Below are 17,264 nucleotides of genomic sequence, written 5' to 3' on the forward strand. Positions count from 1 at the left end.
CTGATAAAACCCGCCAAAATAAACCTGTCTCTTTGTGTTAGATCACTTTTCCCGCCTGCCAAAGATACACGCAAGCAACATGTCCATGAGGGTATAATTTACACCGTATGTCTGCACAACGCCTGTGCGCGTACGGTTTTATTCGGGCTGCCGTCCATTTCCGTGGAGGCACGGTTCGGTTGCCCTAACAAGAGAGGGGTTCTATGTATAAGATCCTGGAGAAGACGCAGTTCTCGGAGAAGGTGTTCAAGTTCCGCATCGAGGCGCCTGCAATCGCCAAGCATGCGCACGCTGGACAGTTCCTCATGGTTCGCGCCAACGAGACGGGCGAGCGTGTCCCGTTTACTCTGGCCGGCTGGAACGGTGACGAGGGCTGGGTCGAGTTCATCTTCATGGTGATCGGCAAGACCACCGAGATGCTTTCCACCTACGAGACCGGCGAGTCGCTGCGCGACGTCGTGGGCCCGCTGGGCGTTCCCACCGAGATGGCCGAGGGCCCCTGCGCCGTCATTGGCGGCGGCGTCGGCCTGGCAATTGCCTTCCCGGTCGCCAAGCACCTGGTCGAGACCGGCCACGAGGTGCACGCCATCATGGGCGCTCGCACCAAGGACCTCCTGCTCATGGAGGACCAGTTCCGCGAGCTCCTCGACGAGGACCACATCCACATCACCACCGACGACGGTTCCTACGGCGAGCAGGGCGTTGTCACCGCTCCGCTGGAGCGCCTGCTGCAGGACAAGGCCGTGAGCCAGGTCTTCTGCGTCGGCCCCGTTCCGATGATGAAGTTCTCGACCCTCACCGCCCAGAAGTACGACACCCCCATCACCGCGTCGCTCAACCCCATCATGGTTGACGGCACCGGTATGTGCGGCTGCTGCCGCGTCGAGGTGGGTGGCGTGACCAAGTTTGCTTGCGTCGACGGCCCCGACTTCGATGCCACCCTGGTCGACTGGGATGACCTTCGTGCCCGCCAGGCCGCTTACCGTTCCGAAGAGGGCGAGTCCCTCAAGGCCTATGAGGAAAAGAGCTGCGCATGCCACTAGTTAACGGTCGTTTCGTTGCCGATATGAAGTCGCCCCGCACCCCCGATAACGAGGAGCCGGCCGCCGAGCGCGCCTGCGACTTCCGCCCCGTCGACAAGGGCTTCACCGAGGAGATGGCTCTGGCCGAGGCCGAGCGCTGCCTCAACTGCAAGAAGCCGTTCTGTGTTGAGGGCTGCCCCGTCAACATCAACATCCCCCGCTTTATCGAGCAGATCCGCGAGAAGGACTTTGGCGGCGCCCTCGATACCATCCGCGAGGACTCCATGCTTCCCGCCATCTGCGGTCGCGTCTGCCCGCAGGAGAACCAGTGCGAGGGCAAGTGCATCCGTGGTAAGAAGTCCGAGCCTGTGGCCATCGGCCAGCTCGAGCGCTTCCTGGGTGACCGCCCCGAGCTCGCCTCCACGCCCAAGATGGCTCCCAAGAACGGCAAGAAGGTCGCCGTCGTCGGCTCCGGCCCGTCCGGCATCACCTGCGCCGGCGAGCTCGCCCGCAACGGCTTTGACGTTACCGTCTTTGAGGCCTTCTTCACCGGCGGCGGCGTGCTGGTCTACGGCATCCCCGAGTTCCGTCTGCCCAAGGCGGTCGTCAAGCGCGAGATTGACGGCCTTGAGGACATGGGCGTCAAGTTTGAGTACAACTCCGTCGTGGGCAACATGGCCACGGCCGATGAGCTGTTCGAGCAGGGCTTCGACGCCATCTACGTGGCGACCGGCGCTGGCCTGCCCAAGTTCCTCAACGTCCCCGGCGAGAACCTGCCCAACGTCTTCTTCGCTAACGAGTACCTCACCCGCGTGAACCTGATGAAGGCCAACAAGTTCCCCGAGTACGACACCCCCACCAAGCACGGCAAGAACGTCGTCGTCTTTGGCGGCGGCAACGTGGCTATGGACGCTGTCCGTACCGCCAAGCGTCTGGGCGCCGAGCACGCCATCATCGCCTACCGTCGTACCGAGGACGAGATGCCCTGCCGTCGCGCTGAGCTGCACCATGCTAAGGCCGAGGGCGTCGAGGTTCTGCCGCTCGTCTCCCCGCTCGAGTTTATCGCTGGCGAGGACGGCTCCGTGTGCGCCGTCAAGGTCCAGAAGATGGAGCTCGGCGAGCCCGACGAGTCCGGCCGTCGTCGCCCGGTGCCCATCGAGGGCGCCATCGAGGAGATCCCCTGCGACGTCGCGATCTCGGCTATCGGTACCAACGCCAACCCCTTCGCTGCCAAGATCGGCGGCAAAATGGAGCTCAACAAGTGGGGCTACATCGTCGCCGACGAGGAGACCGGCCAGACCACCGATCCCCGCATCTGGGCCGGCGGCGACATCGTCACCGGTGCCGCTACGGTCATTCTGGCGATGGGCGCCGGCAAGAAGGCCGCCGCTTCGATCGCCAAGAGCCTGCTGGGTGAGTAATCACCTGCAGCGCTAACCACCAAACGGCAAAGTCCCCGTCGGGCACACGCCCGGCGGGGACTTTTTCTATGCCGGCCGCCCGATCACCATAAAGGGAACGGGCACCTTTGCGGTGGTTGAGGGCCTGGCCGGCGAACCGATTCCGACGTTTGTCTCAATCTGTAACAGTTAGAGACCAAATTCCTCGCTACGTGTTACAGATCGAGACGTTAGGTTGGCGGCCGAACAGTTCATCTCAATCTGTAACACTTGGAGTCCAAATATCTGGCTCGGTGTTACAGATTGAGATTTTTCTAAAGCCGAGGATGGGCGCCGCCGCCAAAACCTAGCGCTTGCGGCGCTTGGTCGCGGCGATGCCGGCGGTAGCTACGGTTGCGCCGGCGATGCCTAGGGCGGCGACCGTCATCACGGCGGAGTCACCCGTGCTGGCAAGCTCCGTGCCGCCGGACTTCTTGCCGTTCTTGCCCTTACCCTTGGACTTGTCCGTCGTCACCGTGGTCGTCGTCGAAGTCGAACTGCCCGCAGGGACCCCGGCCCCACCAGAGCCATCCGTACCGCCGCCCTGCCCGCCGCCGTCAGGCGTCGGCTCGGGCGTCGGCTCGGGCGTCGGCTCGGGCTCGGGCGTCGGCTCAGGCGCCGCCTCATCGGTCACCGTAATCGTAATGTTCAGACGCTCGGAATACTCGCTGTACGACATGCCAGGGCGCTGTGCCGCAATGCGCACATACATGTTGCTATCGAGCGCAATAGGCTCGGTGTACTTTACGCGGCCTTCGTCACGGCAGGGGCAGGTGTCGTTGGTGGTGTACCAAATCGTCGTGCCATCCTCGGCCGAAAGCTCTAGCTTCGTGCCCTTGGGCACTGTAATGTAGTTCTCCTTGGGCGACCATGCACCAAACGTCGTCGCACCAATCGTCGCCACCGGTCGCGCCGGTCGCACCGCCTCGGCAGACACGCGAACGTCGACCTGCTTGGACAGCGCCGTGCCGTCAACCGCCGCCGTCAACGTCGTCAAACCAGGCAGAGCGCCATGCAGCACAAACGTCGCCGCGCCGTCCTCGCCCGTCACGGCCTGGGTGGCATCGACAGAGCAGATAGCCGAGGACTCCAGCCCAACACTAACCTTGGCGCCCGCAAACGGCTTGCCCGCCTTATCGGTCACGTGCGCCACCAGCTCAAAGTCACTGCCATCAAGCATGGTCACGGCCTGCTCCACGTTGAGCTTGAGCTTGTCGGCACGAGCGCCCACGACAAGCTCTCCACTTGCCCAGCGCTCCATGGCCGTGCCGGCGTAGTTGCGAGCACCGTCGAGCTCAAGCGCCACCGTCGAGCCCGCCTCACACGCATCGGCATAGCGAATACGCAGCACGCGCGACAGCGGCTTGCCATTGGGATCGTCCTGCTTGTCGAGCCACGTATACGTCACGTCGCCCAAGCCCTGCGCGCACAATGCGGCCAGGGCATCGTCGCTCGCATCCATATACTGCGCAAACTCAACCTCGATGCAATCGGTATAGGCATGGGCCGAAACCACCTCGGGCGCCGCCGTCGACACCAAGCCAATGTTCACCTCAGTCTGAATCGGCGGCACGCGCAGCCAAGCCGAACGCGCTTCCTCATACCCGCCCTTGGTCACGCGCACCTGATACCAGCCGGTCGGCGTATTCCAGTTGTATGCACCGTCCGCACCCGTTGCAAGCGGATTGTCCTGCTCATACTCCTCGGCATCCCAACGCACTTCATTGGTACCGGCCGCATCGTCGGCGCTCCACAGCTCAACCGTTGCGCCTTCAACCGTATTGGACAGCAGACCCTCGTACACCACGCCCGCAGGGTCGGGTGCTGCCTTGGCAGCCACATTGCGATAACGAGCCTCGAAGATCGACTGCATCTTCTCGTCCGAGATCAAGCCATCCTTGTTGGCCTTGTAGACCTCGGCATCGGTCAGCTCGCCCCAGTTGACCGTAATACGATTCTGACACGCGCGCTCCACCTGCTCGCAGGCAACATCGTAGGCGCATTCGGCATTGGTCAACTTAACCGCGCGCTCCGAGCCCACGCTCGTCGAGGCCGCATCATAGGCGGCGCCCACCACGGTACCCGCCGAGCCAGCCGTTAGCACGCCGGCGATCGTCATAATGGAGCCCACCGCCACATCGGTACTATCGTGGCAGAGCTGGCGATACAGCAGATCCTCAAACGCACGCGCCTTCTCCATGGCGTCACGCAGCGCGTAAATGCACTTCCAGTCGTCCTCGGTCTTCTCGGGCTTGGCAAGCAAGCGCGTATGCTGAAGCTCATAGCCCTCGCGCTCGCCCTTCACCTTCTGCATACGGACGTTCACGTTCTCCCAGTTCTTGCTGGCATCGTTCACGCCGTAAATGCCGGTAAAGACGCCGATACCCTGGGTCGCCGCGGGAAACGCCTGTCCGGCCGCCTTCCACGCATCGGTCTTAAAGACCTGTCCGAACATCTCGCACTCGATCTTATAGCTCTTGAGCGAACGGATCGTGCGGATGAGCTTCATATGGGCGCTCACGTCGCCGTTGCGTTTCCAGGCCATGAGCCATCCGCGCACCTTGGAGTTGTTGAGGCTATGGACCACATTCCAGTTGTCGTACAGGTTGTCCAGAATATCGCACTGCATGGCGATCGAATTAAACAGAAGCGCCTGGTTCTTGTTGTTATTGGAGTTCTCGATAAATTCCGACTCTATATAGGCCGTCTGCTCGCCATCGGGCGCGGCGACCTTAAAGCCCTTGATGATATCGTCGTCAGCCGCCTTGTAGCTCAGCGAGCTGCCGAGCGCCTGGCCCAAATCGTTAAACCCGCTCGTCGACTGGCCGTTGTATTCGCTGGCCTTAATGCCCGCACACTTGTTGAGCGCCGCAGCGGTTGCGTCATTCCAGCTTCCGTATTGGTTGAGCCGGCCGATACCCATCGACTGGCCCACCAGATCCTCGGCCTGCTGGGCGATAAACTCCGCTCGCGATGCATGGTCGACGAGCTCCTTGATGGCGGCCGCATCCGCAGGGTTCGCACCCTGGGCCGCCGCGAGTTCCTGATACCAATCCTCGCTGGTGCCGTAAGCATCCTCAAAGATCATCTTGTCCACATTGACGCCATAGCTGTCGCCCTGCTGGGTCAGCAGCGCCGCCGACCCGCCGACCGCGGCCTTGAGCTCAGCCGCAAACTGCGCGGCCTCCTCGTTGCCAGCATCATCGCCCTCGCCGTCGCTGGCGGCAGGGGCGCGACGAGCCTTGCGGGCAGCTCCACCTTGGGCTTCGTCCTCTTTACCGTTCTCGTCCTCCTCGGCAAACGCATCGGCGACCATCTTGTCAATCGCGTCGTTAAAGGCCTCGTCGACATCATTAAACGAGTTATCCATCATATACTCGTGCCACTGCTGCACGGCATTCGAGAACTCCTGCTGGCGCTCCTCGGCCGCGGCGGAATGCTTTTTGGCCGAAGCTTTGGCGTCAAAACTCAGCATGGTCATAAGCTGGGCATTGGAGATGCGGTAGGTCTTCGGCATAAAGATCTGCTCAAAGTTGCCGCAGTTCACATAGGTCGAGTCATTCGCCTTGTTAAACTCGTCGAGCAGCTTAAGGTAGCCCTCGTCCACATACTCCGCCACATAGCGCACACGGGTGCCCTCGCGCGACTTTTGAGTCAGAGGAATCGTCACCGTCTTGCCATCCACGCAGTCCACGTACAGGTCGAGCGTGTCGGCGGCCTCTTCGTTTCCCACCTCGAGCGTGATGTCAAAGGTCCAGTAGGCGTTCTTCTTTTGTGGCAGATGATGGAAGGTCCACAGGCTCTTGCCGGTGTCCTTGCCGTCCTTGACCAAGTTTTGCGTACCGCCACGATACGTCACATCAAAGCTCCAGACCGAAGCGCTCGGAACATAGCGCACGTAGTTGCGAGCCGTCACCTCTGCGGCAGCGGCGGCAACATCGGTCGAGCCCACGCGCGCCTCGAGCGTCACACGCTCGGCGGCAAGCGTATCCTGCGGCAGGTCGTATTCAATCTTGGCACGGCCGAGTTTATTGGTCTTGCCGGTGTACTTTGCAGCCGACGAGCCCGTCCCCACGGTGAGCTGCACGCTCTTGCCCGGCGCTGCATAAACGTAGGCCACATTGCCCAGCAGGCTGTGAACGTCGGTGTTGTCGACCTCGATGCGCGATCCGCTAACCTCGAGTGTGGTACTTCCCAGCGGCAATGTCACCTCGCCCAGCGTAATGAGCGGCGAGATGGCATAGGTGCCCGAGGACTTAGGCTTAAAGCGCACAAAAACATCGGCGCCCGCGCTCTTCTTCATATCGAGAACGAGGTTGTCGCCCTCCCAAGTTGTGTCAGCCCACATGGCATCGGAGCTTGCGCCGGCTTCGCGAGCGCCTGCGGACACATCCTCGACGGCATCCTTGGCCAGCGGAATCTCAATCTTGGCAGCCTGGCTGTCCTTGAGCTCGTAATGAATGCGCAGCTCGGTCTCCACGCCAACGACCGCGGACGAATCAGCGATAACCGAGCCCGCCGTCAGCCCGCGCTCGGCACGATACGTCTCCACGTCAAACGTCGGCACGTCGAGCGTCACGTTGAGCTGCTTGCCGTCCTCGATCTTCACCTGTTTTTGCGCGATATGCTTACCCACGGTCAGTCCCAGGCGGCTAAACGTGGAATAGCTCGTCGCTTGGATGTCGTAGCTCGTCTTGTTAAAGGCGACGATGGTGTACGAACCGGCCTTAAGGCGCGGCGTCTCGGCCTTCATGATAGGCGTGGTGCCATCGTCTTCGTAACCCATCAGATAGGTGACGCCGTCGGCGACTAGCCTGCCGTCGGACGTACGGAACACCAGCACGCGGTTGGCGCCCTGGTAGTCGCCCTTGGTCGTGACCGTCGCCGTGCCCCAGGGCTTCAAGTCGATATCGACCTTGCCGACCGAAGGCTTCACCGTCGCCGTCGCCCCACCCAGCTTGAGGCTGTCTTTGGGCTCGAGCGTTATCTCCGGATCCTGGTCCGCGTCGGCAATGGCCTGCGACACCACGAGCACTGTGCCCTGGATGCGGTAGTCGTTTTCCTTGTCGCCCTTGGCAGGCTTGAGCGTCTTGCCGCCGCTCTTCACCGTCAGATCGATGTTATCGAGACTATCGAGCTCAATGCGTTCGGTCTTATCCTGGCCCACAATCGGTTCGAGATAGCCCACGTTGAGCTCAATCGCGCGCGAAGCCGGAATCTTGGTAAAGTCCTCCGCCTTAATCTCCCCGATATTCCATGTGCCCGTCATCTGGTCGCCCGGGCGCGCCAGCACCATGTCATAGTAACCACTGAGCGAAATGCGCAGCGTTGCTGCCGTCTTGGAGAGGACGTCGGCAGCAACGGAGCCGTCGTCGCCAACCGTCAACGGCGTGGACTGCCCCGCCTGCACGAGCACGGCCGCCGCGCCCTGGGGAAGTTTGCCCGTGATTTGGGCGTCCTCGCCCATCCACTCAAAGGTATAGGCGGGACGCGTTGGGTCGGCCGAGTCCATGCGATCGGCGACGGCATCGGCAATCTTCTTGATCATCGAGGGGTTGCCCGCCGAGTCCGTCGCATAGGCATAGATGGTCTGGCCCTCGCTAAAAGGCATCAGGTAATCGACGCCATCGATCGTCACGTTGTTGGTGTACAGGCCCGCCTCTTCGAGCTTGATGTCGGGATTCATGACGCGCAGGGTCACCGCATTGTGGTTGGTGGTCGAGGTGCCGGCGCTGCTGGTATTACGCGTGTTGTCGAACGGCTCCAGATCAATCGACTGCACGCTCTTGGGCACAACAATTTCCTTACCGGCCAGCGCGGGATCGAGGTAAGTAAACGCGTGTGCTCCGATATATTTGACGCCATCGCCGATCGTCACCGACGACACATGCGAGCACCCGTCAAAGGCATAGCGCTCAATCCGCTCCACCGTGCCCGGCACGTTGATCTGCGTAAAGGTGAGTACCGTTGTGTCCGAGACATGGAACTGCGGCACGCCGCAATTGGCGAAGGCGCGATAGTCGATAGTCTTAACCGAAGGCGGCAGCGTTGCCACCACATTGTCGTCAAGTTGTTCGCAGCCCTCAAAGGCCTGCTCGGGAATCGTGGTAAAGGCCGCGTTGTTGGGCCAGGTCACCGTGTGAAGTGTCTTGCTTCCGGTAAACGCATTCCAGCCCAGTTCCTCAACCGAATCGGGCAGTGCGATCTCTTTGATGCTGCTGCCGCCCAAACCGCCCACAGAGCGGATATGCGAATCGGGGGCAAACGTAATTGATGTGAGCGCAACGTTTCCCATGCCCTTAAGACTCACGACATTTTTGCCGTCGATGGTCGAGGGCACCTCCAACGTGGTAATGCCCGCGTCGCCATACTTGATAGAAATTTCGTTGGTGAGGCTATCGATCGAGAAGTAGTACTGCGCGGGAGTCTGCTCGCCGGCCACGTAGCCATCATCGTATTCGCCTTTTACGCCCGTAGCGCCCTTCGAGGTCATCCAGAGCCCAAGATCCTCATTCCAGGTTGCTTCGGCTTCGGCGGTCTCCTCCTGCTTCTGCTGCTCGGCGAGTTCCTTGCCCTCGACAAGATCGGTGGCAAGCGTACCCGCAGGTGTGCTCTCGGTCTGTCCGGCGCCCGTCAGGCCCGCCGCCGATGCAATCTCGGAGGCCGGGGGCGTAGGGGTGTCACCGGCCTCGAGCGCTGCGGGGTCGGCAGCGCCGGCATCGGGCGCGGGGTCGGCGGAAGCAGAGTCTGACGTTTGGGCGTCAGCCGAATCGGCAGGGGCGGCGTCGTCCGCTTGGCCGTTATCCGTCTGCACAAAAGTGCTATCGGTGTTGAGGGCCTCGGCAAACGCGCCCGCGGGAAACGAACCTGTCACCATCGCGAGGGTCACCGTGGCAACCGTCAGCCGGCGGCAAAGCGCTCGAGCAGTAGTCCACCTCATGGTCGTTCCTTTCCTGAAACCAAAAGTCATCCAGCGTAATCGTTGTCCAAAAACAAAGCGAACGGTAGGTTCATATATACGAACCTACCGTTCTACCTGCGCAAACCACCAAAAAGGGGAAAGGCACCTTTGTGGTGGTTCTGGACTTGGCCGGCCAGTTTGTCTCAATCTGTAACAGTTAGAGGTCAAATTCCCCGCTTGGTGTTACAGGTCAAGACGTTAGATTGGCGGCCATTCGGTTCATCTCAATCTGTAACATCTAGAGCCATTTTGGGCAGTTTGGTGTTACAGATTGAGATCTTGCAAAAGCCGAGGATGGGCGCTGCCACCAAAAACCTAGCGCTTGCGGCGCTTGGTCGCGGCGATGCCGGCCGCGGCAACGGTTGCACCGGCGATGCCCAGGGCAGCGACCGTCATCGCGGTGGTATCCCCCGTGGTAGCCAGGACAGCGTCGCCCTTCTTGGTCGGTGCGGCTTTCTCAACCGTCTTGGTCGGGGTAGTTGTCGCGACCGGCTTTGTCGCGGGCTTCACCACAGGCTGCGGTGTCGGCTTGGGATCCGGCGTAGGCTGCGGATCGGGAGTCGGCGTGGCTTCAGGCGTAAAGGTCAGATCGGTGTTGAGCCACAGGGTGTAGATCCAACCGCTCTCGGGATCAACCACACTCGCTTCGTCCATCTGGTAGCCGCACTCCTGGCCGTTGATCACCAGCTTGGTGTCGGGCGTAAAGTAGAAGCCGCGCGCGGACTTGAGGTAGATACCGTAGCGATAGGTCACGCCGGGCTTAAAGACGTCGATGTGATTCGTGATGTTCTGATCCCAGAACTTCTGAGAGTTCACTTCGCTGCCATCGCTGCCCGTCCAGAACTCGCACTGGAGAATAGAGTCGGAACCCGCCGGAGTACCCGCCGTAAAGACCGGCCTGTCGCCCGCCTTAAAGGTGGTCATGGCACCGCTAATCTCGATAAGGTCGATTGCCCGCCACTCATCAATCGGAGCCTCGCACAGCATATTGTCAGCGTTTGGCGCGAAGACACCGTTGTCGGTCTTGATGTGGGGCACCCAACGGCCGTTGACGTTCATTTCGCAGTCATCGGCCACGGTATTGTCGCCCTTGAGCCTCAGCTCAACGGAGTACATGTAGAACTTGCCCTCTTCGAAGTGGTCAATCTTCTTCATGCCCGGCTTGTACTGCGCGGGATCGGAATACCAGAAGGCGACGGGTACCGACTCCCTGGATTCCATATTGAGCTCCATCTCCTCCCAGCACTCATACGCAATCTCGTACTTGTCGGCATCGGCAGCGGGAATCGTCGCGGTCGCGCGCGGTGCCTCGCCGGGCGCGTAGTCGGTCTTCACGTCGTTGACGTTCAGATTCTCGAGGGCTTCGTTTTCCGATGCATCAAGCGTAATTTCGCTATTGATGGCGTAGCGGAGGCAATAGTCGTCCCTGGTTTCGTTGAGGGTAATCGAGCTGCCCGCGTAGCTGTTGTCACCTTCATAGTCGGTGCCATAGTCAGTTCCGGTATACGTCAGTGCCGCGCCAATATAAAGAACCTCATTGCGCGTGAGTCGATACGAGCCGCCTGCCGCGCCACCCGTAAAGGTCAGCGTCAGCCTCATGTGATCGCCAACAGGCTCAAAGTGAGCCGTCACATCGGACATAGATGTGTCCTGGACTTCAGCCAGAGTGCCCGAAACAGCATCGGCCCGGTAGTACTTGGTTTCGACAAGTTCGCAGAGCGGCTCATCCGGCATGCCGCCCTCAACATCGGGAAAATCATAAGTATACGACTGGCCCTTTTCGAGTGTGACATTGCTCGGAAGCACGCAGTCCGTGTAGTGGGGAACCACGGTCGTATTGACCCTAACGCCGCCCTCGCCTGTCACATCGGTCACGCCACAGGGCATGATGGCGTCGCTTGCCGGAGTGGCGGCGTTGTCGCTGGGAGTGTTTTGTTCAGCGGGTGTCGCATCGTTCGCCGTTGCCGCTGATGCGTCCTGCTGAGCCTGCTGAGGTTCTGCCGTGGATTGCGCCACCGGAGCCGCGTCAGTCATCGGCGCAGCCGGGGCCACCGGTACCAGCGCCGGAGCCGCCGTATCCTCCGTAACCGTCGGCGTCACCGGAGCTGCGGCCACCTCGTCCGCCGCAGCGACAGGATCGGCACATTCCGTCGCCAGCGCCACGCTCGGCAGCAGCAGCTGACCAACCATAAGCGCACACGCACCGACGCTCGCAATCCTCACACCCACACAACGCCAGGTACCGTGAACCAGCGAGCAGGTACGCTCGCGTTGGGTTTGCTTATCAAAGTGGCTTCCGCACATAACGCCCTCCTTGGTCGTAGGGACATACCGCCACAAAGGTGCCCGTCCCCTTTGTGGTGGTCCTGTAGCACCAAGATGTGTCAAATGACTCCGTATACCTAGGTTCGTAGATGCGAACCTAGGCCTCTACCTGCGATTTAATTCAATATGACTTCGCCATCGCCGCACTCGTCCCGGGAACGCTACAATCGAGGGCACGATTATTCATCCACCCAAAGGACCGTCCTTGAACCTGAGCAAGCCTAAAATCAACGCGCTTCTGGCACTCGCGCTCTTCACCTTCGCCTTCCTTGCCGCCGAGTTTCGCTTCGACGTCAACGTCGGGCTGCTCGCCGATGCCGAACGCGTTGTAATCGCACAGGGCTTTATTCTGGGTGCGAGCGTGCTCGGCTTTATCGGGTACGCGCCGCTGCTCGGGCTCGCACAGCGCAAAGGCCACTCACTGGCAGCCGCCAACGCCGCTGTTCCCATCGCCATCCTGGGATTGACCCAGGTCCAGTCCCCCACAAGCCCGCTTGCGCTCGAGATTCTGGGATGTCTCGCATTCCTCGGACTCGGCCTACTGGGCGCCGCGGCGCACCACGCATTCTCGATGGCGTTCCAAGATGACCCAAAACTCGCCACCGGTGCCGGAGCGGCCTATGCCGCAGGCATCCTGATGCAGTTCGCGATCAACCTGCTCGACTGCGGCGGCATCGCGGAGCTCATCGTTCTTGGCACGGCGACGATCGTCATCTCCGCCCTCAGCGCCGCTCCCCAAGCGACAGACAAGGGCTCCAGTCGCACCATCAATCCCTTAGCCGAGCCCTCACACGCCCTCGCCAAACAGGCGTGCTGGAGCATCGCACTCGTCATGATTCTCGCCTGCTTGTTCTCCACCCTCGACAACGTCGTCACGTTCTCAAACGCCCACGGCACCATTGCCGTGCAAACCTGGCCACGCCTCTTTTTGGCAGCGAGCGGTCTGCTTGCCGGCATCATCTTTGACCTTGCCGAGCGTCGCTATATGGGACTCGTCATGCTCGGCGTCACGGTGCTTTCCAGCATTTCGATCTTGGCCGTGGAAGCCGGCGCCGACCCCAACTTGGGCCTCATCGTCTTTTACCTGAGTTCAGGCTTTTTCGTCACGTTCTTCACCGCCACGTTTACACAGCTAGCGCCGCGCATGCACGCGCCCGCCTTATGGGCCGGCATGGGTCGCGCGGCCAACAACGTATGCGCGTTCACTACATCGAGCATCTCGCTTGCCCTCGTGACCTCGGGCAACGTTGCCCTCATCATGATCGGTGCACTCGTCTTGCTCGTCGCCGCCTGCGCGGCATTCGTGGCAGCCGGCCTGTTCCGTCTACCCCAAACCGGGCAGGAGCGCGAGCGCGAGCAGCTGGCAGAAGAAGCACTCGCCGCCCCCACCATCGAGGAGCAGCGTCAGGCCTTCATCACCAACCACGCTCTCACCCCGCGCGAAGTCGACGTGCTCATGGCTGTAACCCAAGACGAACGCCCGCTCAAGCAGGTCGCCGAGGAGCTCGGTATCTCGATGCGCATGGTACAGCGCCACCTGAGCTCTATCTACCAAAAGACCGACACGCAGACGCGCGCCGGTCTCACCAAGGCCTTCCCCTCCGCCTAAAACAAAAGCCATCACAAAGGTGCCTGTCCCCTTTGTGATGGCTTTTGGTCGGCTAGCCTTCGAGCTGAGCCATCTTGTAGCGGTAGGCAGCGGCTATGACGTCTTTGCAGCCCTCGCGGCCCAGCTTGGCGCGGTTGACGACGATATCCTTGCCGCTCGTCATCTTCCACTTTCCGGCGCTGTAGCGCTTATAGAACGCCTCGCGTGCCTTCTGCTGCTGCTTGACCAGCTTGGCGCCCTTCTTTTTGTTGAGCCCACGCTTCTTGCGCACGATCTCGACGCGGTCCTCAAAGGGTGCGGTCACCAACACGGCAATGTGATTAGGGTTGTTACGCAGCAGGTAATCGGACAGGCGACCCTCGATAATGCAACTCTCGGTCTCGCCCAGGTCCAAAATCACCTGGCTCATCTTTTGGAACAACTTGTCCGAGTACGAACGCGCATCGTAGCGGTCGGGCAGAAACGCCATGTTCTCCACGGCCAGACGCTCGTCATAGGCGGCCATCTTATCGAGCGACTCACCCGCGCGCATCGACGCACGCACCAGCAGCTCGTTGTCGTACAGCGGAATTCCCAACTCGTTGGCAAGCATTCGGCCAATCTCGTGGCCCTCGGCGCCAAAGTCGCGCGCGATGGTAATGACCACAGGATTCTTCTTGTTCTCCAGATCGCTCATCGCGATTCCTTTCTCTATGTGACAAAGGGACAGTCCCTTTGTCACATTCATTTTGCCCCACCTTCGTCCTGGTTTCCCGAGTGCGGCAGATTGCCCCGAAAGAGGAGCGCCGCGTACTAAATGTACGCAAGCGACGATTGAGGGGCAAGGTGCCGTGCTTGGGGAAGCAGGACTATGCGGCCACAATGCGACGCTGATATGCCCTCACCAGCAGCGAGATACCAAAGTTGAGCACAAAGTACATCGCAAACACCAGGCCGTAGAGCATAAGCACCTGCGACAAGTCGATCGCGTGGGCCATCACGACGTTTGCCGTGTACATGAGCTCGGCCACGTTAATGCCCGAAAGATACGAGCTGTCCTTGATGACGGTCGTGCACTGGCTAAACAGCGCCGGAATGATCGTCTTAAACGTCTGCGGCAGAATGATGTAGCGCATGGTGGCAAAGAAGCCAAAGCCCTGGCTCTGCGCCGCCTCAAACTGGCCGCGCGGAATCGAGTTGAGGCCGCCGCGCACAATCTCGGCCATAACAGCGCTGGTAAACAGCGTAAAGGCGATGGTCGAAATCACAATGTCCAAACCCTGCACCGTAAAGTAGATAAACAGGATCCACAGCAAGTTTGGCGTGCAACGGAACAGCTCGATATAGGCGCTCACCAAAATACGGAATGGACGGGGCGCGTAGCTTTTAACGAGCGCCAGCACCGTGCCAAAGATGAGCGAGAAAAAGATCGACAGCGCCGAGATCTCGATCGTCTTAACAAAGCCGCCCCAAATGTAGAGCAGGTTGGTCGCGTTGAAGATTTCCATGCGCTAGGCCTCCTCTACGTTGTCGAGCCCCAGCTCGGCCAGGCTCATGCCGCGCGGGCGCTCCTTGGAGCGGCGCTCGAGCCACTGCACCAGCATGGCGAGCGGAAAGCAGATGATGAAATACATAAGGCAGCAGACGATGTATCCCTGCAGGTAACCGTACAGACTCACAAAGTTGTCGGAACGGTACATAAGGTCGCCGCCGGCCACAAGCGCCAGCACCGACGTGTTTTTGACCAGGTTGAGTGCCTGGTTACACAACGGCGGCAGAATGATCTTGAACGTCTGGGGCAGCACGATGTAGCAGTATGCCTGCGCACGGGTGAAGCCCTGGCTCTGGGCCGCCTCCATCTGGCCACGCGGAACGGCCTCGATACCGGTGCGGATGACCTCCGAAATGTAGGCAGCGTGATACAGGCCCACGCCCAAGAAGCCCAGCACAAACGGCGCGATACGCACCGGCTGGTCGGCACCGGTTATGGCCTGCAAAAACTGCGGACCGGCCATGTACATAAAGAGCACCTGCACGGGCAGCGGGGTGTTCTGGTAAAACTCCACGTACACGCGGCTTATGGCGCGCAGAACGCGAGAACGAGTGGTAGAGAACACGCCCAGCAGCGTGCCCAGCACCAGCGACAGCAGCAGACCGGCAACGACCACCTGCAGCGTCACGCCAAAGCCCTCCCAGAAGGGCCCCATGTTTTGGAATGTCGTCGACCAGCGGTCGGCGTCAAACAATCCTTCGAGCATTTGATTCCTTCCTTGGACGATGCGCCTATACAAGACCCCAGGTCTTAACCTCTTGGTCGAGCCAGCCGTCGGCCAGGCGATCGCATATCACCTGATCGACCACGGCCGAAAGATCACAGCCCTTCTTGGTCGCCACGCCGTAGCCCTGCTCGCCAAACTTGACCTCGGGTTGCAGCAGCTCAACGGTCTCGTTCATGTAACCGGCCAGCGTGGAGCGGTCCATGGCAAAGACGTCGATATTGCCGGCATCGAGCGAACTCTTGATAATGGGGTAGCCGCTAAAGGCCCTAAACTCGGGCTCGCAGCTAAAGCCGTTGTCCTTGATCATCTGCTCGATCAGGCCCTGCGTGGTGGCACCCTGGCTCACGCCAATGACCTTGCCGTCCAGGTCCTCAATCGAGGTAAAGCCCGAACGCTTCTTGACCATGAGTCCCACGTAGTCGGTACGGTACGGCGTCGAGAAATCCCAGCTCTTCTTGCGCTCGTCGGTGATGGTGTAGGTCGCCGCGACCACGTCGAGCTGGCCGTTATCGATCAGCGGGCCGCGCGTCTTGGGCGTTACGTCAGTAAACTCGACAAGCTCCTGGGCACGGGCCTCCTTGTAGCTCACGCCAAAGACGGCAGCGGCGATCTGGTAGCACAAATCGACCTCCATGCCCTCAAAGCGGCCCTTGGCGGTGTCGTAATAGCCGTAGCCAGGAACGTCCTTCTTAACGCCGGCATTCAGATGGCCACGCGACTTGATGGCCGCAAGCTTAGACCCCTTGTCGGAGTCCTCACCGCCGGTGGAGTTGCCGCAACCGGTAAGCGCGGTCCCCGTCAGCGCGAGCATACCGGCGCCCGCCAGCTGCAAAAAGTGGCGGCGCGACACGGCCGCCCTCGTCATATCCGTCATGTCCATCACCGCGCCTAGTGCAGAATCTTGGACAGAAACTCGCGGCAGCGCGGGTTCTCGGGGTTATCGAAGAAGTGCTCGGGTGTGCCCTCCTCCAGGATGCGGCCGTCCTCCATAAAGATGACGCGGTCGGCCACCTGGCGCGCAAAGCCCATCTCGTGCGTCACGCAGATCATGGTGATATCCTCCTGCGCGAGCTCGATCATAACGTCCAGGACTTCCTGGACCATCTCGGGGTCGAGTGCCGAGGTCGGCTCGTCAAACAGGATGATGGGCTGCTTGGTGCACAGGGCACGGGCAATGGCGATGCGCTGCTGCTGACCGCCCGAGAGGTTCTGCGGGTACTCGCCGGCCTTATGCGCCATGCCGACGCGCTTGAGCGCGGCGATGGCGATCTCGGTCGCCTCCTCCTTACTCTTCTTTTGCAGCTTGATGGGCGCGAGTGTCAGGTTGCCCAGCACCGTCATGTTGGGATATAGGTTGAACTGCTGAAACACCATGGAGCTGTACTTACGAGCCATCTCCAGATGATTCTTCTTGGTGAGCGGCGTACCGTCGATGATGACCTCGCCCGACGTGGGCTCCTCCAGATAATCGACGCAACGGATGAGCGTGGACTTGCCCGAGCCGGAAGGCCCGATCATTACGAGCTTCTCGCCGCGCTTGACGGTGAGGTTGATATCTTTGAGCACATGCAGGTCGCCAAAGTACTTGTTGAGATGCTTGATCTCGATCATGTCTGCCATGAATATCCCTTCCCTGCGCTTACACGAATT

General features: G+C 60.6%; 10 protein-coding genes. 3 read left to right on the forward strand and 7 right to left on the reverse strand.

The features are described from left to right. Positions 1–203 precede the first annotated feature (203 nt). Complete coding sequence (locus tag ACTQ05_RS06570; RefSeq protein WP_441538467.1) at positions 204–1,043, forward strand: sulfide/dihydroorotate dehydrogenase-like FAD/NAD-binding protein; 840 nt, start codon at positions 204–206, stop codon at positions 1,041–1,043. After that, positions 1,034–2,443 (forward strand): NADPH-dependent glutamate synthase, encoded by a 1,410-nt coding sequence (gene gltA, locus ACTQ05_RS06575; protein WP_441538469.1) that lies wholly within the window; start codon positions 1,034–1,036, stop codon positions 2,441–2,443. Before ACTQ05_RS06570 ends, gltA begins: the two co-directional genes overlap by 10 nt. A 325-nt stretch (positions 2,444–2,768) precedes the next feature. Here the strand turns inward: gltA and ACTQ05_RS06580 are convergent, their stop codons facing one another. Then, positions 2,769–9,401 carry a leucine-rich repeat protein gene (locus ACTQ05_RS06580; RefSeq protein ID WP_441538471.1) on the reverse strand — a complete coding sequence of 2,211 codons (6,633 nt, stop codon included), beginning with the start codon at positions 9,399–9,401 and terminating at the stop codon, positions 2,769–2,771. Positions 9,402–9,737: 336 nt separating this feature from the next. After that, positions 9,738–11,726 (reverse strand): LPXTG cell wall anchor domain-containing protein, encoded by a 1,989-nt coding sequence (locus tag ACTQ05_RS06585; protein ID WP_441538473.1) that lies wholly within the window; start codon positions 11,724–11,726, stop codon positions 9,738–9,740. Positions 11,727–11,952: 226 nt separating this feature from the next. Between ACTQ05_RS06585 and ACTQ05_RS06590 the strand changes: the two genes are divergently transcribed. Then, entirely contained in the window at positions 11,953–13,356 is a 1,404-nt protein-coding gene (locus ACTQ05_RS06590; RefSeq protein ID WP_441538475.1) for a helix-turn-helix transcriptional regulator, read from the forward strand. Positions 13,357–13,408: 52 nt separating this feature from the next. Here ACTQ05_RS06590 and ACTQ05_RS06595 read toward each other — a convergent pair whose 3' ends face one another. The 5 genes from ACTQ05_RS06595 to ACTQ05_RS06615 all read right to left on the reverse strand — a co-directional run bounded on the left by ACTQ05_RS06595 (position 13,409) and on the right by ACTQ05_RS06615 (position 17,234). Beyond that, a complete protein-coding gene (locus ACTQ05_RS06595) occupies positions 13,409–14,032 on the reverse strand; it encodes an AAA family ATPase (protein ID WP_154516696.1) in 624 nt (207 codons plus the stop codon). 172 nt (positions 14,033–14,204) lie between these two features. After that, positions 14,205–14,843 carry an amino acid ABC transporter permease gene (locus tag ACTQ05_RS06600; protein WP_055285379.1) on the reverse strand — a complete coding sequence of 213 codons (639 nt, stop codon included), beginning with the start codon at positions 14,841–14,843 and terminating at the stop codon, positions 14,205–14,207. 3 nt (positions 14,844–14,846) lie between these two features. Further along, positions 14,847–15,593 (reverse strand): amino acid ABC transporter permease, encoded by a 747-nt coding sequence (locus tag ACTQ05_RS06605; RefSeq protein WP_427728857.1) that lies wholly within the window; start codon positions 15,591–15,593, stop codon positions 14,847–14,849. A 25-nt stretch (positions 15,594–15,618) separates the two neighbouring features. Next, entirely contained in the window at positions 15,619–16,494 is an 876-nt protein-coding gene (locus ACTQ05_RS06610; RefSeq protein ID WP_441538476.1) for a transporter substrate-binding domain-containing protein, read from the reverse strand. 8 nt (positions 16,495–16,502) lie between these two features. Continuing rightward, entirely contained in the window at positions 16,503–17,234 is a 732-nt protein-coding gene (locus tag ACTQ05_RS06615) for an amino acid ABC transporter ATP-binding protein (RefSeq protein ID WP_055251548.1), read from the reverse strand. Positions 17,235–17,264 lie beyond the last annotated feature (30 nt).

This window comes from Collinsella sp. LCP21S3_A9 (assembly GCF_052118785.1).
Taxonomy (GTDB): Bacteria; Actinomycetota; Coriobacteriia; order Coriobacteriales; family Coriobacteriaceae; genus Collinsella.

Excerpts from the sequence above, each read along its gene's own strand:
- ACTQ05_RS06600 (WP_055285379.1), bottom strand. The coding sequence starts at position 14,843 with ATGGAAATCTTCAACGCGACCAACCTGCTCTACATTTGGGGCGGCTTT.
- ACTQ05_RS06580 (WP_441538471.1), bottom strand. The coding sequence starts at position 9,401 with ATGAGGTGGACTACTGCTCGAGCGCTTTGCCGCCGGCTGACGGTTGCC.
- gltA (WP_441538469.1), top strand. The coding sequence starts at position 1,034 with ATGCCACTAGTTAACGGTCGTTTCGTTGCCGATATGAAGTCGCCCCGC.
- ACTQ05_RS06570 (WP_441538467.1), top strand. The coding sequence starts at position 204 with ATGTATAAGATCCTGGAGAAGACGCAGTTCTCGGAGAAGGTGTTCAAG.
- ACTQ05_RS06595 (WP_154516696.1), bottom strand. The coding sequence starts at position 14,032 with ATGAGCGATCTGGAGAACAAGAAGAATCCTGTGGTCATTACCATCGCG.
- ACTQ05_RS06585 (WP_441538473.1), bottom strand. The coding sequence starts at position 11,726 with ATGTGCGGAAGCCACTTTGATAAGCAAACCCAACGCGAGCGTACCTGC.
- ACTQ05_RS06605 (WP_427728857.1), bottom strand. The coding sequence starts at position 15,593 with ATGCTCGAAGGATTGTTTGACGCCGACCGCTGGTCGACGACATTCCAA.
- ACTQ05_RS06610 (WP_441538476.1), bottom strand. The coding sequence starts at position 16,494 with ATGGACATGACGGATATGACGAGGGCGGCCGTGTCGCGCCGCCACTTT.
- ACTQ05_RS06615 (WP_055251548.1), bottom strand. The coding sequence starts at position 17,234 with ATGGCAGACATGATCGAGATCAAGCATCTCAACAAGTACTTTGGCGAC.